Here is a 19,074-nt window from a genome sequence, read left to right on the forward strand (position 1 = left end):
TTGGGGACCACCAATATACTTTAAAGTTTGGTTATAATTCTCATTAATAGTCAACCGCACTTCTGAGATTTGCCCAAAACTGCGAATGTAATCATTTGTCTGGGACTTTGCATGGTATTCAGATACTACCCGTCCTAATTCCTGCAAGTGCATTTCATTTAACTTACCCTGGGAAAAAAGTTCACTAAATAAGGCATCTTGGGGAAATTGACGCATTTTTAGCGCATATTCTACAACTTCCCCCGTTCCCGCTAAATGGTATTGTTCTCCTGTGCAGGTAATAGGTAATACTTGCAAATACAGTTCACCTGCGCCTCGCTGATTTAAACGTAACTCTTCCTGGCAACAATGTAACCGCTTTTCTAATGTGGAATAATCTAAAAAGCCAAAATTTATAGGTTTTTTCAGTTTATAGACATATTCTCCAGTGAGTAACACATAAGAAGCATGAGTTTGAATCAGTTGAATTGGTTCTGTTACCCCATGAGGATAAAATCCTGGTTGTAACATTTGTTCAATTAAAGCTGGAAGATTAGCTTGTGTCATAATATTTATACCAGTGTTGGATGTTGGAAGTTGGATTTTTGGAAGTTGGATTTTTAGCCGCAGATAAACACAGGTCAACCCATACAAGTATCAGCGGAAATAATTTTATAAGATATAGCTGTAGACAGAGTAGTTAGGACATTCTCAAAAGCTAAAAGCTAGTGATAATAAGGGTTTTACTCCTGACTCCTGTACGGGCGTTCGCGAAGCGTGCTGGAAGCATCAGCATTCGGGCGACCAATTATCAATTTTATGAAAAGGCTATTTTCCTGTAAGGGCGAAGCATTCAGGCGATAAATTATCAATTTTATGAAAAGGTTATTTTCCGAATGCTTCGCCCCTACTTCGCCCCTACGACTCCTGACTCCTGCTATATTAACCCTGATAGCTTAACAAAAAAAACCAGGGGTTTAACCCTGGTTCATTCAGCAATTATGACAAAATTTAAGTGCTATTTAAGTGCTATTGAAGATAAAATGCACACCATCTTTTAGGCTTTAGCAGCAAAAAAACTGAGATGGTAAGGTGTACCCTTGGCTGGGTGAATTTGAACTTCGCGGAGTACGGTTTTACCAGTCCACTGAAGTTCAGGAATATTGAGTTCAATTTCGGTTTTGTTGGGAGCAGCTTGTTTGAGCAAGCGTTCAACGGTTTTTGCATCAACTACTAAAGAAATTGATTCCGCACCGTTGTGTCCGTACAAATTCGCGGGGATTAAACCAGAACGTCGCAAAGCATTGGGCTTGCTACCTTCTGGACGTTTGTGAGATTCTAATGCGATCGCCATACTACTCTTAATGTTTTAGTGGTTGGTTGTTAGTTGTCAATTGTCAATTGTCAATTGTCAATTATTAAACTGGTGTACCATCTGCGTGCAACAGTGCGCGTTTTGGTCCGTGAATTGGATCTTCCACAATGATAGTTTGATCACGACTTGCTCCTAAGGAGACGATCGCGATCGGGACTTCCATCAATTCTGCTAAGAATTTAAGATAGTCCAATGCTTGCTTTGGCAAGTCTTCCAAGCTACGGCATTCAGTGGTTGGTACTTGCCATCCTGGTAAGGTTTTATAAATCGGACGACAACGGGCAAACTGACGGGCGCTGGTGGGGAAGTGATCACAGCGTTGGCCATCTATTTCATAAGCCACGCAAACTTTGATTTCCTCTAACTCATCTAGCACATCTAACTTAGTTAGTGCCATACAATCCATGCCATTAATACGGACTGCATAACGTCCAATCACGGCATCAAACCAACCACAACGGCGTTTTCTACCTGTGGTTGTGCCAAATTCTGCACCGCGATCGCCCAATAAATCACCAATTTCCCCATCTAATTCTGTGGGGAATGGTCCTTCGCCGACTCTAGTGGTATATGCTTTGGATACCCCTATTACCCGATCTATCATTGTCGGTCCTAGACCAGTACCCACGCAAGCACCCCCAGCTACAGGATTAGAAGAGGTGACATAAGGATAGGTCCCATGATCTAAATCCAGTAGAGTTCCTTGTGCGCCTTCAAACAAAATGTTACGTCGTTTTTGCACCGCATCATATATTTTTATTGATGTGTCCACCACAAAAGGACGCAACCTTTCTGCATAGCCCAAATACTCCTCAATCACTTCTTGGGGGTCAAGAGGAGGAATATCATACAGCTTTTCTAAAATTGTGTTTTTATAATTTATTGTCCATTCCAACTGCTCACGTAATCCAACCGGATCCATCAAGTCTAACATCCTGATGCCAGTCCGCTCGGATTTATCCGCGTAGGTAGGACCTATACCTCTACCAGTCGTGCCGATTTTATGCGTTCCCCGGCGTTCTTCTGATGCCTTATCAATTAACCGATGGTAAGGCATGGTAACATGAGCCGTCTCTGATATCAGCAGATTAGCAGTAGAAATATTTAGGTGTTCAAGTTGTTCAAGTTCTTGTATCAAAACCTGTGGATCAATAACTGTCCCACAGCCGATGATACATTCGGTATCTGGATACAATATACCAGAGGGAATTAAGTGCAGTTTAAATGTCTGACCTTGGACTACTATTGTGTGTCCAGCGTTAACTCCTCCCTGGTAACGTACCACCACATCTGCGGAGCGGCTGAGTAAGTCAGTTATTTTACCTTTTCCTTCATCGCCCCATTGAGCGCCTATGACAATGACGTTAGCCAAGAGATTATATTAAAGGGTAAAGTTTCCACAAATATCAATTATTAGCAGTTTTTTTAGCTTTTGTCAATAACTTTGTGACTGATGACTGGGTACTGGTGGTTGATAAAATTATTAATATATTTTTTATTTATAAATTTTGTTACAATTAATAAAATTTTTATCTAAAAGTTACCATTATGGCCTTATACGCTGAGTTACATAGACACCTGGGGGGTTCCGTCGTCCCCCGTGTGTTGTGGCGGTATTTTCAGCGCCATGCTACAGATTTAATTTCTCGGTTTGCTGAATATTCTGAATTTGAGGATTTTTACACCCGTCCCCGCAATACTTTAGATGAGTATTTAGAATTGCATACTTTAGTGGAAAGTGTGCAAACTGTGGAAACTTTACCTTACTTTATCTATCGTTTGTTGCGTGGTGCGTATATCTTTGAAAATTTGGCTTATTTAGAATTGCGTTATACTCCCTATTTACGCACTCCTGAACATCTAAATCAAAACGCCAGAATTGATAAGATGGCGGAAATTGTGGAAATTGTGGGTAAAGCGAGTCATTCTTTGGAATATCCCATTGTTAATAGTCAAATTCTCTGTATGCACTCTCGTTTACCTTTTGAGGTAAATAAGGCTATTGTGGATTTAGCAGCACAAAATAGAGAATATGTTTGTGCGGTGGATGTGGCAGGTGGCGATCGCATTTATGGGGAAAGAATGCCAGAATGGATTAGTTTATATAACTATGCCCGTTCTTTGGGTTTGAAGACTACCGGACATCTTTATGAAACCAAAGATGGTTGTTATCCCGAACTTTTACCTTATTTAATGCGAATTGGTCACGGTATCCAAATTCCTTTACTTTATCCTCAATTATTGCCAGATTTAGCCAGAAGAGGACAATGTTTAGAAGTTTGTCCCACGACTTACTTAAAAACAGGAACTTTACAGGATATCCGGCAGTTAAAATTGGTTTTTGATCGATGTTTTGAAACTGGGGTTGATATTGCCATCTGTACTGATAACGCAGGTTTACATAATGTCCGTTTACCTTTTGAATATGAAAATCTGCTAACTTACGACATTATTAATTTCCAACAACTTCAAGCCTGTCAAGATGCCGCTTTTCGCCATGCTTTCGCTTGGCCTCATGATCAACGTCCTGCATCTTTGTTAAGTGGTTTATTGAAACCTGAACCAGCTAAGGTTTTGATATAGACAGGAATTAAGCAAAACAGAACAAAAGTAGGGGTAATTCATGAATTACCCCTACGCAATAATGAGGTTTTTAGTCCAATCTTGCGTCACTTCTCATAGACAATATTGAGGAAGAAGCAAAGGCAGAGAACACAAGATAAAATTGATAAAAGTTGATAAAAGTTGATTAATTTTTATCAACTTTTGCCTGTTGCCTTTTGCCTGTTGCCTTCATTAACTGTTAAACGCCTTCTGTCGCGCCACCCACTGTTTTCCAAGCGTCTAGGCCACCTTGAATAACACAGACATCTCTAAACCCGGCAGCGCCTAAAATACTAACTGCCAGATTAGCATGGGTATCATGGTCGCCATAAACGTAGATTTGGCGTTGTTTATGCAAGCTGGTTTTTGCACGGTCGGCTAAGTCGTTGAGGGGAATGGAAATAGCACCTGTGATATGGCCGTGGTTGTAGGTAAGGCGATCGCGTACATCAATAATTGTAAAGGCGGGTTGACCCCATTCTAGACGCGATATTAATTCATTAACATCAGCAACTAAATTACTCATTGGCGTTTTTAGTTTAAGACTTTACCAGCAATCTATCAAAAATACTTTGAAAATTCGGTTTTTTTGACAATTTATCTAAAATTCTTTAGAGATGTTAACTAAAATTATGATTACAGTTTATAAGCCTAAAATAAACCTAAATATTGTAAACTAATTATCTGTACATCCCGACAATTTTTAATCTTTAATTTTTAATTTTCAATTCTGGAACATGGCATCTACAATACAATCTTTACCTACAGAAGTCGTATATCTGATTACAGCAGGAGAAGTAATAGATAGTTTTGCTTCTGTGGTTCGGGAATTAGTAGAAAATTCCTTAGATGCTGGTGCAACGCGCATTGTAGTTTCTCTATGGTCACAGCAATGGCGAGTGCGGGTAGCTGATAATGGTTGTGGTATGAATTTAGATGATTTACAACAAGCGGCAACAGCACATACTACCAGTAAAATTCATTCTTCAGATGATTTGTGGAAAATTAAAAGTTTAGGTTTTCGTGGAGAAGCGTTACATAGTTTAGCAACTTTAGCAGATTTAGAAATTTTTAGCCGTCCGGTGGGAGGAAATGAAGGATGGCGGGTTGTTTATGGCAATGATGGGGAAGTTATTAAAACAGAAGTAGTAGCGATCGCTTCTGGTACTGTTGTTACTGTTGATAATTTATTTGCTAATTATCCCGCACGTCGTCAAGGTTTACCGAACACCACACAGCAAATGAAAGCTGTACAAACAATCATTCAACAAATTGCTTTATGTCATCCTCATATTACTTATCAAGTTTGGCAAAATGATCGGGAATGGTTCACTATTTGTCAAACTGCAAGTCCAGGTAAATTAATTCCGCAAATTCTCACCCAAATTAAACCAGGTGATTTAAAAGAATTAAAAATAGAAATACCCAATCCGCAATCTACAATTAACTTAGTAATAGGTTTACCAGATAGATGTCACCGTCATAAACCTGACTGGGTAAAAGTAGCCATTAATGGCAGAATCATTAAATCACCAGAATTAGAACAAACAATTTTTGCAGCATTTCATAAAACCTTACCACGCGATCGCTATCCGGTTTGTTTTTTACATCTTACCATTTCCCCTGATCAAATTAACTGGAATCGCCACCCTGCCAAAACAGAAATTTATTTAAATGAAATTAATGCTTGGCAAGAAAAAATTAGCGAAACGATTAATCAAGCATTCTATATTTCTGAAGCTAATTTAAAAGATTCAGTTCACACAACTCGAGTAAGTAACTTACTTAAAGTTGCAGAAAAAAAAGGTAGTTATAACTTTAGTTCTAAAAATGCAGATACAAAAACACAGAATTACTTAAAAGCCGTTGCCCAAGTGAGCAATATGTATATTGTTGCTGAACATCCAGGAGGAATGTGGTTAGTAGAACAACACATTGCCCATGAAAGAGTTTTATATGAAAAAATCTGTGATGAATGGGAAATAGTGCCTGTAGAAACACCAATTATTCTTTATCAATTATTACCTTCTCAGGTTGCCCAATTACAAAGAATTAACTTAGATATTGAAACTTTTGGGGAAAAACTTTGGGCTGTACGTACAGTTCCCGCAATGTTAAAAACACGGGAAGATTGCGCCGAAGCATTATTAGAATTAAGTTTAGGAGGAGACTTACAAACCGCCCAGGTTGCGGTTGCTTGTCGCAGTGCTATCCGCAATGGTACACCAATGACTTTACCAGAAATGCAGCAATTATTAGATGATTGGCAACGCACCCGCAACCCCCAGACCTGCCCACATGGTAGACCAATTTATTTATCTTTGGAAGAGTCTGCTTTATCTCGCTTTTTCCGTCGTCATTGGGTGGTTGGTAAAAGTCATGGTATCTAAGGAGTCAGGAGAAATTAATTACGAAAGAATTATGAATTTTCCATGATGATTTTGTATAACTGTCTTGTCTACACGAGAAAGTATAGAAAAACTGAAGCAAGGCTATTTTAGAAAAGGCCGCTGAGAAATAAACAGCTAATACTTAGACATCCAACTTAATTTGAGAGTTTGGGGTTTTATGTCTTAGTGTTTTTTTTATCTCAAAAACTTGGGTAAATTCTCACAAATCCTTCCCACATTATATGGCTGTAATTACTGCTCTTGCTAATCAGTATTATCTCTATATCCGCAAAGATCAAAAACCTGTTGCTTGGGATATATACGATCCTAAACCACCCATTGACTTTGCTTTAACTACTTATTTCGGTAAAGTATTTCAAGCAATAGAAAAAAGTTCTCTTATCAGTGGTTTAGTCTTTTATGTCACTTGGAATGAAATTGATGAACTACCATCTTATGGGGAAAATGTGGTAGTTTTTGTATTGGGTGATGAATGGTATCGTATACCCAAATATGCTCACAAAGTCAGGGCGGTATTTAAGTGTGTAGGTACAAATTCCATTCTCGGATGTAACCCTATTGTACAACCTTCATTGTTAAACTTACTGACACTAATTCAGTTTTTAAGAATTTTATTAGTTGGTGTACCAGGCCGGGTTAATTATTATTGGCATAAATTCAAAAGTTTGGTATTAGGTAAAGGTCTAATTCCTCCTATCTATGATCTTCCCTTGGGTTACAATAACTCCAAGGATTTACCCATCAAAAATATCGCAGATCGGCTTTATGATACTTATTTTTCCGGGAGTGTTGTCCACAGACAATATCCTATCTGGTCTTTTAAATCTTGGTTAGGAACTCCTAAAGCATTATCTAGAAAATTGATGTTATCAACTTTAAAAAGTTTCCAAGAAAAACATCCTGAATTTAACGTTGAATTATCAATTACTGGTGGTTATCACAATAGAACTCAAGCGGATGAACGCAGCTATTGTGAAATCATGATGGATACAAAAATCTGTCTTGTTCCTAGAGGTACATCTTTTGAAACCACTCGGTTATTTGAGGGGATGAAATATGGTTGTGTTTTAGTCACAGAAGCTTTACCTTCTCGATGGTATTTAGAAGGTGCGCCGGTGATTAAAATCAAGAATTGGCAAGAATTACCAAAGGTGTTAAAAAATCTGTTGGAAAATAAAGAACTGATGGAAGAAATGCACTATAAATCATTAATTTTTTGGCAAAATAAATGTTCTGAAACTGTGGTTGCAAATTATGTAATTGAAAAGTTGAATAGGGAACTTTTTGTAAATTCTGGGGTTAATTTAGATCCACCCTAGTTTGATTTTATATCTCCCCAACCCCCTTAAAAAGGGGGGCTAATATTTATAAAATAATCATACATTTAATCAGTTAAAAAGTCTTGATTTAAACATTCATCGGTATTAAAAGGAGATTCTACAGGAAAAATATCAAGTAACAAACCTGTTTCTATAGACGCTTGCTGACGTGCATCTTGATAACATTCGACAAATGTTTCTAAAAAAAAATTTTTTAAACTAGTTTTTAAACTAGGACTATCTTGGAAATGTTTATTTAATCTCCGGCGATGTTCAAAGATAGTCGAAAGGCAGCTTTTAGAGCGTTTTTCTGGCTGACATTTATATTTTAATAAGTGCATTAAAAGCACTACTAAATTACTTTCTAATGTTCTTTTTTCAATTCTTCCCATGCTTTCAATTTCTTCAATCAGATTTTCTAAATCAATTTCTGCAAATTTCCCTGCTTTTAATTGTTTGGCGGTTGTTTCTATCCATAGGTAAAAATCTTGTTCATAAAGATTAGTTTTTGTGGTACTTTTTAGCTGAGGTGTTGTCATTTTTAGCCTCCTGTGGTTGTTGATCAAAATAAGTTAGATTTGGTTTTATATTTCAGGGAGAACAAATTTAACTATTCTACATATCTAAACCACTATTCATAACTTCATCTAAACTAAAAGGAGACTCTTGAGGAAAGAAATTTAGTTTAATTCCTGTTTCTTGAGATGCTTTCAGACGAGCTTTATTATAACAATCTGCAAATAATTCTGTGAATAAAGGTTGTAAACTTGGACTGTCTTCTAATAATTCTTCAAGACAAATTCTTTGTTCAGTAATTGTACTCTGCCAACTTGCACTACGTTTTTCAGGTTGATAATGCCATTTTAATAAGTGCATTAGTAGCACAATTAAACGGCTTTTTAACTCTCGTTTTTCACTTCTTCCCATGCTTTCGATTTCTTCTATTAAATTTCCTAAATCAACTTCTGTAAAATCTCCTTTTCTTAAATGTTGGGCGGTTGTTTCTATCCATAAGTAAAAATCTTGTTCATAAAGATTAGTTTTTGTGGTACTTTTTAGCTGAGGTGTTGCCATTTTTTTACCTCCTGTGGGTACTTATCAATATTATACAATATTTTCCATTGAATGCAGATAAACTCAGATAATCTAATACCTACAAAATATCTTCAATACTTAACTTTAAAACCCTGATTAAATATTGCGTCAAAGTAAACGCATCAACCCCTAATTCTGTCCTTTCTTTTACTGCTAAAATACCCCCTTGAGCATGCCACCAAGCCGCAGCAGCTACCACATCTTCAATATTAACTTGTTTATTAACAACCCGCGCCAAAATTCCGCCCATTAAACCAGTTAAGACATCACCACTACCACCACGAGCTAAAGCTGGCGTACTTTCCGCATTGATCCAAACGACACCTTCAGGGTTAGAAATGGCGGTTCTTGCCCCTTTTAACAGCACTACAGCCCCTGTTTGTGATGCTGCTGTTTGTACTGCTTTCACCCTATCTTGATAATTAATATCAGGAAATAAACGATGAAATTCACCTGTGTGGGGTGTGAGAATTGTTGTATTTTGGCGTTTTTTTAAAGTGGAAATAGTCCCTAATTGTGCCAAGATATTTAAACCATCGGCATCCAAAATTAACGGCACATCACTATTAATTACCTGTTCAATAATTGGGGTAGCATCTGTAGTTAAACCTGGTCCACAAGCAATAGCATTAAATGAACTCAAATCTGTATTTGGAGGTAATTGTAAATGAGAAATTGCCCCGGTTTCCGTTTCAGGACATCCGATAATTAACGCTTCTGGTAAATGGGAAATTAAAAGCGGTTTAATACTTTCAGGTACGGCAATTGATAACATTCCTACACCCGAAGCACGCGCACCTAAACCCGTTAAAATTGCGCCCCCTGCATAACGTTTTGAGCCAGAAATTAATAGTAAATGTCCAGATTTATATTTGTGGGTTGTAGGGGAAAGAGGTAAAGATAAGGTATCAAATACTGTGGTTTTGGTAATGCGTTTAATTTTGGTAACTTCACCTAAAATCGCATGAATATCAGCTAAGGGAATATCAAAATCAATTAATTCTGCTTGTCCAATATATTCTAATGCTTGTTCTTGCAATAAACCCTGTTTCCATAAACCTAAACAAAAGGTATGAGTTGCACGAATAGCAGTACCTAAAACTTCCCCTGTATCTGTGTGTAAACCAGAAGGTAAGTCAATACTAAAAATCGGTTTATTCCAATCATTAAAATGGTTAATTGCTTCTGCAATATTCCCGGTAATTTCTCTTTCTAAACCAAAGCCAAATAACCCATCAATTAAAAAATCACAACTTGGTAATTCTGCCAGTTCTGTAAAACAAGGAATCCCCAAATTTTGGGCATATTGTAAATGTTGAGAAGTTAATTCTTTGAGTTTAGCAAAAGGTTGATAAATCCAAACTTGATAACCTTGAAAATGTAACTCTCTGGCTACAACTAAAGCATCACCTCCATTGTGTCCTGGACCTGCTAAAATTCCTACATTAGATCCCCCTTGAAAAGAGGGACTTTTAAACGAGGAGCTTTTAAAAGGGTGGCTAAGAGGTATGATAGATTGTAGGCGTTGCCAGTGGCGAGCGAAGCTATCGCTAATTAATCTCCCTACTTTTTCCATCAAAGCTGCAACCGGCATTCCCGCAGCAAATATTCGTCCTTCAATGTCACGCATTTGAGCAGCAGTGACTACAAATTGTTCTTTAGTCATTAGTATTAGTCATTAGTGATTAGTTATTAGTCATTAGTGATTAGTTATTAGTGATTAGTCATTAGTTATTCTTTTCTATCACCAATCACCAATCACCAATCACCTGTCACCTGTCACCTATCTTCCATAATAAACCCTAGCATTAGCATAACCTAAATTTCGCAAATAATTATTCCATTGTTCTGCTTCTTGGCGTTCTCTAAAACCTCCTACAGCTATATGCGCTCCTCGTGGTTGAGTTCTCATAAAAACATTAGTATTACCATCTATTTTTTGTCGAATTTCTCTACCAAGCAAGGGTAAGTTATTACTGCTGGTGGGAATGATAACGTAGTAATATCTACTCTGTTCTCGTTGAACGCTAGGACTTACATTGCGAAAATTATCTCCAGTAGAATAAGGTACTTCTCTACCAGAGAAATAGGAGATTTGTTCTGGGTTAGAAAAGCTGAGAATGCGAGCGCCACTAATACCATTTAATTCTAATTCTCTCACACGCTGTTGGGCGTTAGATGGTTTGCTAAAAACACCTGACTGAATAATATTACGTCCATTAAACGGACGAATATAAGCACTACTTTCAATTTGACGCACTTGTTGTAGAATTTGGGAGTTATCGCTATCAACATAGACAACATATCTTTCAAAGTTTTGTCCATATTGACTAATTTGTGTAGGTTGAGAAGTTTGATAGTTTTGATTATTTTGATAAAACTCTACTGCTGGTTGCAATTCTGGTAATCTGGTCTGTGCTAGACTATCTTCGCAAGTGAGCATCAAGCATCCACCCACAAGTAAAGAAATTACGGGTACAGTGGTAATTTGACGTGTTATTAAATGAGACATATTTGTAACCAGGGTTTCTCAAAATTTTCTACTAGCCATTATTTTAATCAGGATAATAAAAAATTACGGAGATGGGTGAAACCCCAAAACGAAAGAATTTTGTCAGGGTTTAGCTTTGCTAAAGCCCTACTTATGCTACTATGGGAGAGTGTTTGCCTTGTGCTAAAATCAAAAACCCTTATTATAGATGAACAGTAGCAAGCACTGTTAAAAGTGTAAATTATGAAAAAAGTTGTCGTTGGTCTTTCTGGTGGCGTTGACAGTTCTGTAGCTGCCGCTATTTTACACAATCAGGGCTATGATGTAATTGGTTTGACCCTTTGGTTAATGAAAGGTAAGGGTCAATGTTGCTCTGAAGGAATGATCGACGCGGCTAGTATTTGTGAACAATTGGGTGTTCCCCACGAAATTGTCGATATTCGGGATGTCTTTCAAGCGAATATTGTTGATTATTTAGTCTCTGGTTATAGTGTGGGAATTACGCCCCTGCCTTGTTCTCAATGTAACAAGACGGTGAAGTTTGGACCAATGGTGGAATATGCACGGGAGAAGTTAGAAAGTAATTACATAGCTACCGGTCATTATGCGCGAATTACTTATGATGAAACCACTGGACGTTATCAATTATTACGCGCCGTTGACCGCAACAAGGATCAATCTTATTTCCTATATGATTTGTCTCAAGATTTACTTGGGGCTTCGATCTTTCCTTTGGGAGAATTAAATAAAAGCGATACCCGCAAAATAGCTGCCGAATATGGGTTAAAAACCGCCGATAAACCAGAAAGTCAAGATTTATGCTTGGTAGAAAGTAACGGTTCAATGCGGGCATTTTTAGATAAATATTTAGCACCAAAACCAGGTGATATTGTGGATACCACTGGTAAGGTTTTGGGTAAACATGATGGTGTCCATCATTACACAATTGGTCAGCGTAAAGGTTTAGGAATTGCTGCTGCTGAACCTTTGTATGTGATTGAATTAGATGCAGTTAATAATCGTGTGGTAGTGGGCGATCGCACCAAAGGAACTCAAGGAGAATGCACAGTCAACCGGGTAAACTGGGTGTCTATTGCTGAACCTGCAACCCCCATCCGTGCAGAAGTGCAAATTCGTTATCGTTCCCAACCTGTAGCGGTGACGGTGATGCCTTTAGAAAATGACAGAGTGCGGTTAGTTTTTGATGAACCTCAGTTCAGCATTACCCCAGGACAAGCTGCGGTTTGGTATGAAGGGGAAAAGGTATTAGGTGGGGGAATAATTGAACAGTTTAGTTAAGTAGTGTAAATAAACGACTACGCCCGTAAAGTCGAAGATTACGCTTTATTAGGTGTACCTGAATATTTGATTGTAGATTATTTGGGAATTGGAGGAAGAGAATATATTGGTAAACCCAAACAACCAACAATTACTATTTGTACCTTAGTTGGTGATGAATATGAAAAGCAATTGTTTCAAAATAACGATCAACTTGTTTCTTCCATCTTTCCTAACTTGCAATTAACAGCACAACAAATCTTTACAGTGTAATTGTTAGATGAAAAATGTACTATCTGCAAACAGCAATTAACCATGATTGTAAAGAGTAAAATTTCTATCTAACCAAATAACATAAAATATAGCACCATCTCTATAGCCTACCATTGCTTTTATACCGGAAAAGCGAAAAGCAATAAAATTGACATCTTCTGTAATAAATTTGGGAATTGGTGCTTTAATAGCATCCCTAGAAATTTTTTCATACCCAAGTTGGTGTCTACCTTGCGAGTGTATTTGACTCCAGGTTAATTTACTCAGTCTATGCAATTTTAAAGCAAATGCAACCTGATCATCTTTCTCACACTTAGTTAAACAATATTCACCCTCTAGGTAACGTAGAGAAAATACAGGTGGAGCTTTTTCTGGAGAAATTTCTTTTTGATCATTTGGAGTTGTTAGTTTATTACCCCTATCTTTTTGGGGTTGTTTAATTTTTTTCTTACTCATCTTCATCTAAAAGCTGAGTTTTAAAATATTTTTTTAGACATTCATGAGTAATAACATCACTTACATCTGTGTCTTTCCAAGGTTCTTCATTATGAGTCATATTTCTCAATTTCCAAGCTGAAAATTGACCATATACGCTATAAACTTCATCTAGTAAATCAACAGTTTTTTCATCGTATATCGAAAAATCAATATCTTCAGGAATGGGAATTGCACTAGAAGCAAAGTTTTTATACTCATGATAAACTTCCGGTACAACTGGTCCATGAATCCAAGCTTCAACAGGCTCAGGAAACAAAGGTTCGTTATACAGTGCTAAATGAAAACCTTGTGCGTAGTAAAGTAATTTTTGTAGTTTCAGATTAGAAATTAAATCCCCAGCATCTTCATCAGCTTGAGATAGAAAATACTTTGCAACATCATGACAACTGAGCATACTTGTTTCCTTCGATTTTGATAATTCCAGCAACTATTCTTAGTAATAAAAAGTATCTTAAATTTTTTCCTTCGAGCGAATAATATATATTTCTAAAATGCTATTGTACTACACAATATTAATTAAAGCAACCGTTCAGGTATCCATTTCTGACCCTACTGCGGGACTGAGGTTAGCAAAATAAATTTCACCACGTTTCATCTTTCAACCCATCCTCTAGGGTTAATTCCCATTCTGGGTCAATTTCTGCTGATGCTTCCCGATATGCTTGCTCTAACTCTTGAAATCTCAATAAATCTAACGCTAACTCAATTACTTGAGAACGAGATTTACAACCTTTGGTAATTTTGTAGTTCTCCACAAACTGCAATGAAGCTGTTGGCAAGGAAATAGATATTTTTCCCGTTTGCATAGTATTACCATTTGGCAATCTCATATTTCTTACTCAAAGGTAGCATAATTAGGGAATGCTTTTGAAAGTCTTTTCGTTAGGGGATAGGAGTCAGGAGTCAGGAGTTCAAGAGGTAGGGGAAGTAGGGGAGTAGAGGAGGAAAGATTTTTCCCAGTAACCAATCCCCAGTCCCCAGTCACCAATCCCCAGTCACCAATCCCCAATCACACCCTTTCCGACCGGCAATAGAAAATTTTTTTTGTGAACTTGTAACACAAAGTACCCACAATTTGATAACTTAGTACATAGATTGCAACAATAACAATATTTATAAATTACGGAAGGAATCACGTTGAGTTACCAACCAGATGCGATCGCCCCCCACGGCGGAGAATTAATTAACAGAATTGCTTCAACTGAACAAAGAGAATTATTTCTTTCCAAAGCAGAATTTTTACAACGAGTAACCCTTGATGAGCGAGCCGTTTCCGATCTAGAAATGATTGCGATCGGTGGTTTTAGTCCGCTGACTGGTTTCATGAACCAAGCCGACTATAATCGCGTAGTCGCAGAAATGCGATTGGCTAACGGTACTGTTTGGTCAATTCCCATTACACTATCTGTCACAGAAGAAGTTGCCGCCCCTCTCCAAGTAGGTGGTTTAGTGCGTCTGGATAACCCCAATGGCGAGTACATTGGGGTTTTGGAACTAAGCGAAAAATATACTTACGACAAAAAACGCGAAGCTGTAAATGTATATCGCACAGATGAAGCCAAACACCCTGGAGTACAGGTAGTATATAACCAAGGTTCTGTGAATCTGGCTGGGGATATCTGGTTACTGCAACGTGATCCTCATCCCCAGTTTCCCGCCTACCAAATAGATCCCGCTGCTTCCCGGCAAATGTTTAGAGAAAAAGGTTGGAAAACTATCGTTGGTTTCCAAACCCGCAACCCCATCCACCGCGCCCATGAGTACATTCAAAAGTGCGCCTTGGAAACAGTTGATGGTCTATTTTTACACCCATTAGTCGGTGCAACCAAAGAAGACGACATCGCTGCGGATGTACGGATGCGTTGTTATGAAATATTAATGGATCATTATTACCCCTTAGATCGAGTAATTCTGGCAATTAACCCAGCGGCAATGCGTTATGCAGGACCCAGAGAAGCTATTTTCCATGCTCTAGTGCGTAAAAATTACGGCTGTACACATTTTATAGTTGGGCGAGATCATGCGGGAGTAGGTGACTACTACGGCACTTATGACGCTCAATATATATTTGATGAGTTTGCGCCAGAAGAACTGGGCATTGTGCCAATGAAGTTTGAACACGCTTTCTACTGCACACGCACCAAACAAATGGCCACCACTAAAACCAGTCCTAGCAAACCAGAGGAACGGGTTCACCTATCGGGAACAAAAGTTAGAGAAATGTTGCGTCGTGGTGAGTTACCCCCACCAGAATTTTCTCGTCCAGAAGTGGCAGCCGAGTTAGCCAGAGCAATGTCTATCCAACAACCAGCTTTGGTTTAAAGAGACTGAAAAAGTAGCAAAAAGTCTAATTTCAAACTTTACTCTTTAGCCCTCAGCCCTTTAAGCTGTACCTTATCGACTGAGGGTTAACAGCTAATTTATGAAACGGCGTGCGTTTTTAGGAAGAATTGGCTCTATACTGGCACTATTGGGTTTAACTCAAGCTGAGTGGTTGACTTTGGGAAATCACTATTATCAAGCTTTAGCAGCACCCAATAGCCGCAAGTTGGCATTGCTAATAGGTATAAATCAATATCCACAAAGTCCCGCCCTTGGTGGTTGTCTGACAGATGTGGAATTGCAAAAAGAACTTTTGATTCACCGTTTTGGCTTTGCAACTTCAGATATTCTTACTTTAACTGAGGAACAAGCCAGTCGAGAATTTATTGAGGCAGCTATTTTAGATCACTTGGGTAAACAAGCAAAAGCCGATGATGTTGTGATTTTCCACTTTAGCGGCTATGGTAGTCGTGTCAAGTTGGGTACTTTCCCAGAAAATTTGCAGAATGCCCTGATCCCAGTTGACGAAAATTCACAGAATATAAATTTTGTCAACTATTTATTAGAAGAAAATCTTTTAGGATTATTGCGATCGCTCCCCACAGACCGAGTAACAGCAGTATTAGATACTAGCTACTATGCTAAAAGTACATTACATCCTGCCGGTTTGCGATTTCGCGCCCGTCCAGAACCATCAACAGCAAAGTTAGCACTCAAAGAACTGGATCTGTTCAACCACCTGCAAACACAGAACTCAGTTGCTAACAATGTCATGGTGATAAAAGCAACTTCACAACCAGAGCAAACAGCAGGAGAATTATTGTTTTCTGGTTTCAGTGCGGGTTTATTTACCTACGTTCTGACTCAATATCTATGGGAAGCAACCCCAGCCACAACAATTCAAGTTCTGCTATCTCATGCTAGTAGTTCTATGTACAAACTGGGTAGTGAACAGCAACCAGGGTTACTCAGTGAGAAGAAAAATCCTCAAAGTGTTTTAATTAATGAGAATTTTCCCATAGAAAGCACTACAGCAGAAGGAGTAGTGAAAGCTAAGGATGACGATGGTAAAACAGTACAATTATGGTTAGGAGGAATCCCCCCGCACGTTTGGCAATACTATGGTGTTAATTCGAGATTGACTTTGCCGACTGGAGAACAGTTAATATTAAAGTCCCGCAGTGGCTTAACTGCAAAAGCACAGATATCTAGTCAAGAACATAGCAAATCTCTACAAGTTGGGCAACTGGTACAGGAATCTGTACGTATGTTACCCCGGAATATTAATTTAACAGTAGCCTTAGATTCGGGACTGGAAAGAATTGAGCGTGTAGACGCTACCAGTGCCTTTGCAGCCATTACCCGCATGATAAATATTGCCTCAGCAGATCAGGGCGCTGATTACGTATTTGGTAAAGTGGAAAATGTTCCTAGTCGTTATGGTCTTTTTTCTCTCAGTGGTGAGCTAATAAATAATACTTCTGGAGAAATTGGAGAAGCAGTTAAAGTTGCAGTACAAAGATTAACACCCAAATTTTCCACCTTGTTAGCCGCCAAGTTATGGCGACTGACAGAAAATGAAGGTTCTTCTCGTTTACCGGTGAAAGCGAGTTTAGAGATGATGAACAAAATCTCGCCTCGTGTAGTGATGCAGCGACAAACATGGCGCAATCTGAGTGGGGAAACTACAACTAACAAAGCATTTACCACCCCAGGAACAGTTGTTCCTACAGTTCCCGTGGGTAGTAGGATGCAGTACCGGGTAGAAAATTTGAGCGATCGCCCAATTTATGTAATGCTGGTGGGGTTAAATAATACTAGAAGTGCCATAGCTTTTTACCCTTGGCAAATGTCCCCAGAAGCAAGTGCTTCTGACACCAAACCCGATCTGCAAGAAATAATCATTCCCCCAGGACAAATCCTCAAATTCCCCCAAAATGATACTACCTTTGGCTGGTTGTTGCCTACACGAGCATTGTTTTGTGAACATCAACTAATATTGAGTACATCTCCTTTTACGGAAACTTTAGCAGCCTTGGTAACGGCTAGGTATCCCACCGCTGATCAACAGCCCATTAGTCAGTTAGTTAATACCTTAGAAGTTGCCCAGGCTTTACTGCAAGATTTACATAATGGTACTAAAGCTAAAGCGGAAATCAATGGAACTACTACTGATTCTTATGTATTAAATGTGAATAACTGGGCAAGTCTGAATTTTAGTTTTAAGGTAGTGTGAGGGGACTGGGGACTGGGGACTGGGGACTGGGGACTGGTGACTGGTGACTGGGGACTGGGGACTGGTGACTGGTGACTGGGAGGATGAATAACCCAATTCCCAATTCCCGATTCCCAATTCCCAATTCCCAATGCCCAATGCCCTATAAATACTTCTCCAACAACAAACTTAACTTCTCCTTAGTTGCGGCTGGTGCATTTGCTAAATTTGTCAAAATTGCATATTTCAAAGCAGAATGGGCATCACTTTGAGGGGGGTTTTCACTTAACCGCTTTACAGTTTCTTGAATTACTTTTTGGGCATTTACTCCATTGCGTTGTAAATTGCCAATCACCATCTCTACTGTGACATTATCATGATCTGGATGCCAACAATCATAATCTGTAACTAAAGCCAAAGTTGCATAAGCAATTTCCGCTTCTCTGGCTAACTTTGCTTCTGGTAAATTGGTCATGCCAATAATTGTTGCACCCCAACTGCGATAAAGATTTGATTCAGCTTTGGTAGAAAATGCAGGACCCTCCATACAGACATAAGTACCTTCACGGTGAAGAGTGAGATCAGGTAAATTTAGAGAAGCGATCGCATCAGCTAAAACAGCCGCCAAATTTTTACAAATTGGATCACCAAATGCAATATGCGCTACAATTCCTTCACCAAAAAACGTGGAAATACGGTTTTTAGTTCTGTCAATAAACTGATCTGGAACTACCATATCTAATGGTTTTACCTCTGCTTTCAACGAACCAACTGCACTAGCAGAAATTAAGTATTTTACTCCTAATTGCTTCATAGCATAGATATTGGCACAGAACGGCAATTCAGAAGGTAATAACGTATGATTACGACCATGACGAGCCAAAAAGGCAACTTTTGTATCTGCTAAAGTGCCGATAATTACCGCATCTGATGGTGAGCCAAAAGGTGTTTCTATTTCTATTTCTTCTACATCCTTCAGAGATTCCATTTTGTATAAACCACTGCCACCAATAATTCCAATTTCCGCTAATGTCATATTTTATAAACCTGTGAACTTTTAAACATCTAAGTTATTTTACCGAAAAAATGAATAACCTAAAGCTACAAATTTGCAATTAGATTAAATTTTGTGCGTTTCCGTAGGGCTACGAATGTAAACTTTATCAAAAGTTGATATTTTAGAATAGATTAGCATCGAAAATAAATAAACTGCG

At 38.4% G+C, this 19,074-nt stretch carries 18 protein-coding genes and 2 pseudogenes; 7 read left to right on the forward strand and 13 right to left on the reverse strand.

Annotation, left to right across the window (positions count from 1 at the left end; translation table 11 throughout):
* From H6F45_RS06645 to H6F45_RS06655, 3 genes and pseudogenes are all read right to left on the reverse strand, one after another.
* A pseudogene (locus H6F45_RS06645) lies at positions 1–546 on the reverse strand (adenylyl-sulfate kinase); the annotation flags it as partial.
* 490 nt (positions 547–1,036) lie between these two features.
* Entirely contained in the window at positions 1,037–1,333 is a 297-nt protein-coding gene (gene rplY, locus H6F45_RS06650; protein ID WP_096570713.1) for a 50S ribosomal protein L25, read from the reverse strand.
* Between the two features lie 64 nt (positions 1,334–1,397).
* Positions 1,398–2,726: an adenylosuccinate synthase gene (locus tag H6F45_RS06655; RefSeq protein WP_190346809.1), complete on the reverse strand. Its 1,329-nt coding sequence runs from the start codon at positions 2,724–2,726 to the stop codon at positions 1,398–1,400.
* Between the two features lie 176 nt (positions 2,727–2,902).
* Between H6F45_RS06655 and H6F45_RS06660 the strand changes: the two genes are divergently transcribed.
* Entirely contained in the window at positions 2,903–3,937 is a 1,035-nt protein-coding gene (locus H6F45_RS06660) for an adenosine deaminase (RefSeq protein ID WP_190346810.1), read from the forward strand.
* A gap of 220 nt (positions 3,938–4,157) precedes the next feature.
* Here the strand turns inward: H6F45_RS06660 and H6F45_RS06665 are convergent, their stop codons facing one another.
* Positions 4,158–4,484 (reverse strand): rhodanese-like domain-containing protein, encoded by a 327-nt coding sequence (locus H6F45_RS06665; RefSeq protein WP_096570707.1) that lies wholly within the window; start codon positions 4,482–4,484, stop codon positions 4,158–4,160.
* Between the two features lie 211 nt (positions 4,485–4,695).
* Between H6F45_RS06665 and mutL the strand changes: the two genes are divergently transcribed.
* Together mutL and H6F45_RS06675 are read left to right on the forward strand one after the other, a co-directional pair.
* Positions 4,696–6,348 (forward strand): DNA mismatch repair endonuclease MutL, encoded by a 1,653-nt coding sequence (mutL, locus tag H6F45_RS06670; RefSeq protein ID WP_190346811.1) that lies wholly within the window; start codon positions 4,696–4,698, stop codon positions 6,346–6,348.
* 242 nt (positions 6,349–6,590) lie between these two features.
* Complete coding sequence (locus H6F45_RS06675; protein ID WP_190346812.1) at positions 6,591–7,688, forward strand: glycosyltransferase family 1 protein; 1,098 nt, start codon at positions 6,591–6,593, stop codon at positions 7,686–7,688.
* Between the two features lie 65 nt (positions 7,689–7,753).
* Here the strand turns inward: H6F45_RS06675 and H6F45_RS06680 are convergent, their stop codons facing one another.
* From H6F45_RS06680 to H6F45_RS06695, 4 genes are all read right to left on the reverse strand, one after another.
* Positions 7,754–8,227, reverse strand: a complete 474-nt coding sequence (locus H6F45_RS06680; protein WP_190346813.1) for a DUF29 domain-containing protein — start codon at positions 8,225–8,227, stop codon at positions 7,754–7,756.
* Positions 8,228–8,303: 76 nt separating this feature from the next.
* Complete coding sequence (locus H6F45_RS06685) at positions 8,304–8,762, reverse strand: DUF29 domain-containing protein (RefSeq protein WP_137668485.1); 459 nt, start codon at positions 8,760–8,762, stop codon at positions 8,304–8,306.
* Between the two features lie 79 nt (positions 8,763–8,841).
* On the reverse strand, positions 8,842–10,449 hold the full coding sequence (locus tag H6F45_RS06690) for an NAD(P)H-hydrate dehydratase (RefSeq protein WP_190346814.1): 1,608 nt from the start codon (positions 10,447–10,449) through the stop codon (positions 8,842–8,844).
* Between the two features lie 117 nt (positions 10,450–10,566).
* Positions 10,567–11,295 carry a hypothetical protein gene (locus H6F45_RS06695; RefSeq protein WP_096570696.1) on the reverse strand — a complete coding sequence of 243 codons (729 nt, stop codon included), beginning with the start codon at positions 11,293–11,295 and terminating at the stop codon, positions 10,567–10,569.
* 222 nt (positions 11,296–11,517) lie between these two features.
* Between H6F45_RS06695 and mnmA the strand changes: the two genes are divergently transcribed.
* Both mnmA and H6F45_RS06705 read left to right on the forward strand, forming a co-directional pair.
* Complete coding sequence (gene mnmA / locus H6F45_RS06700) at positions 11,518–12,573, forward strand: tRNA 2-thiouridine(34) synthase MnmA (protein WP_190346815.1); 1,056 nt, start codon at positions 11,518–11,520, stop codon at positions 12,571–12,573.
* A 12-nt stretch (positions 12,574–12,585) separates the two neighbouring features.
* Positions 12,586–12,825, forward strand: a pseudogene (locus H6F45_RS06705) (Uma2 family endonuclease); the annotation flags it as partial.
* Between the two features lie 36 nt (positions 12,826–12,861).
* Here the strand turns inward: H6F45_RS06705 and H6F45_RS06710 are convergent.
* The 3 genes from H6F45_RS06710 to H6F45_RS06720 all read right to left on the reverse strand — a co-directional run bounded on the left by H6F45_RS06710 (position 12,862) and on the right by H6F45_RS06720 (position 14,129).
* A complete protein-coding gene (locus H6F45_RS06710) occupies positions 12,862–13,281 on the reverse strand; it encodes a hypothetical protein (RefSeq protein ID WP_199291085.1) in 420 nt (139 codons plus the stop codon).
* Positions 13,274–13,717: a type II toxin-antitoxin system antitoxin SocA domain-containing protein gene (locus tag H6F45_RS06715; protein WP_096570692.1), complete on the reverse strand. Its 444-nt coding sequence runs from the start codon at positions 13,715–13,717 to the stop codon at positions 13,274–13,276. Before H6F45_RS06715 ends, H6F45_RS06710 begins: the two co-directional genes overlap by 8 nt.
* Before the next feature lie 187 nt (positions 13,718–13,904).
* Entirely contained in the window at positions 13,905–14,129 is a 225-nt protein-coding gene (locus tag H6F45_RS06720) for a CopG family transcriptional regulator (protein ID WP_190346864.1), read from the reverse strand.
* Between the two features lie 331 nt (positions 14,130–14,460).
* On the opposite strand from H6F45_RS06720, the gene sat reads away from it, so the two are divergent.
* Positions 14,461–15,645, forward strand: a complete 1,185-nt coding sequence (gene sat, locus H6F45_RS06725; protein ID WP_137668957.1) for a sulfate adenylyltransferase — start codon at positions 14,461–14,463, stop codon at positions 15,643–15,645.
* A gap of 100 nt (positions 15,646–15,745) precedes the next feature.
* Positions 15,746–17,881: a caspase family protein gene (locus H6F45_RS06730; protein WP_190346816.1), complete on the forward strand. Its 2,136-nt coding sequence runs from the start codon at positions 15,746–15,748 to the stop codon at positions 17,879–17,881.
* On the opposite strand, the gene H6F45_RS06735 is transcribed toward H6F45_RS06730, so the two are convergent.
* Together H6F45_RS06735 and H6F45_RS06740 are read right to left on the reverse strand one after the other, a co-directional pair.
* Entirely contained in the window at positions 17,831–17,977 is a 147-nt protein-coding gene (locus tag H6F45_RS06735; protein ID WP_190346817.1) for a hypothetical protein, read from the reverse strand. The two genes, H6F45_RS06730 and H6F45_RS06735, sit on opposite strands and share 51 nt — an antisense overlap.
* Before the next feature lie 46 nt (positions 17,978–18,023).
* Positions 18,024–18,896 carry an S-methyl-5'-thioadenosine phosphorylase gene (locus H6F45_RS06740; RefSeq protein ID WP_137668959.1) on the reverse strand — a complete coding sequence of 291 codons (873 nt, stop codon included), beginning with the start codon at positions 18,894–18,896 and terminating at the stop codon, positions 18,024–18,026.
* Positions 18,897–19,074: the final 178 nt, after the last annotated feature.

The organism is Sphaerospermopsis sp. FACHB-1194 (assembly GCF_014696235.1).
GTDB classification, from domain to species: Bacteria; Cyanobacteriota; Cyanobacteriia; order Cyanobacteriales; family Nostocaceae; genus Sphaerospermopsis; species Sphaerospermopsis kisseleviana.

What these genes read in the sequence shown, in the direction of transcription:
- rplY (WP_096570713.1), bottom strand. Translation starts at nt 1,333, where the DNA reads ATGGCGATCGCATTAGAATCTCACAAACGTCCAGAAGGTAGCAAGCCC.
- H6F45_RS06660 (WP_190346810.1), top strand. Translation starts at nt 2,903, where the DNA reads ATGGCCTTATACGCTGAGTTACATAGACACCTGGGGGGTTCCGTCGTC.
- H6F45_RS06665 (WP_096570707.1), bottom strand. Translation starts at nt 4,484, where the DNA reads ATGAGTAATTTAGTTGCTGATGTTAATGAATTAATATCGCGTCTAGAA.
- mutL (WP_190346811.1), top strand. Translation starts at nt 4,696, where the DNA reads ATGGCATCTACAATACAATCTTTACCTACAGAAGTCGTATATCTGATT.
- H6F45_RS06675 (WP_190346812.1), top strand. Translation starts at nt 6,591, where the DNA reads ATGGCTGTAATTACTGCTCTTGCTAATCAGTATTATCTCTATATCCGC.
- H6F45_RS06680 (WP_190346813.1), bottom strand. Translation starts at nt 8,227, where the DNA reads ATGACAACACCTCAGCTAAAAAGTACCACAAAAACTAATCTTTATGAA.
- H6F45_RS06685 (WP_137668485.1), bottom strand. Translation starts at nt 8,762, where the DNA reads ATGGCAACACCTCAGCTAAAAAGTACCACAAAAACTAATCTTTATGAA.
- H6F45_RS06690 (WP_190346814.1), bottom strand. Translation starts at nt 10,449, where the DNA reads ATGACTAAAGAACAATTTGTAGTCACTGCTGCTCAAATGCGTGACATT.
- H6F45_RS06695 (WP_096570696.1), bottom strand. Translation starts at nt 11,295, where the DNA reads ATGTCTCATTTAATAACACGTCAAATTACCACTGTACCCGTAATTTCT.
- mnmA (WP_190346815.1), top strand. Translation starts at nt 11,518, where the DNA reads ATGAAAAAAGTTGTCGTTGGTCTTTCTGGTGGCGTTGACAGTTCTGTA.
- H6F45_RS06710 (WP_199291085.1), bottom strand. Translation starts at nt 13,281, where the DNA reads ATGAGTAAGAAAAAAATTAAACAACCCCAAAAAGATAGGGGTAATAAA.
- H6F45_RS06715 (WP_096570692.1), bottom strand. Translation starts at nt 13,717, where the DNA reads ATGCTCAGTTGTCATGATGTTGCAAAGTATTTTCTATCTCAAGCTGAT.
- H6F45_RS06720 (WP_190346864.1), bottom strand. Translation starts at nt 14,129, where the DNA reads ATGCAAACGGGAAAAATATCTATTTCCTTGCCAACAGCTTCATTGCAG.
- H6F45_RS06730 (WP_190346816.1), top strand. Translation starts at nt 15,746, where the DNA reads ATGAAACGGCGTGCGTTTTTAGGAAGAATTGGCTCTATACTGGCACTA.
- H6F45_RS06740 (WP_137668959.1), bottom strand. Translation starts at nt 18,896, where the DNA reads ATGACATTAGCGGAAATTGGAATTATTGGTGGCAGTGGTTTATACAAA.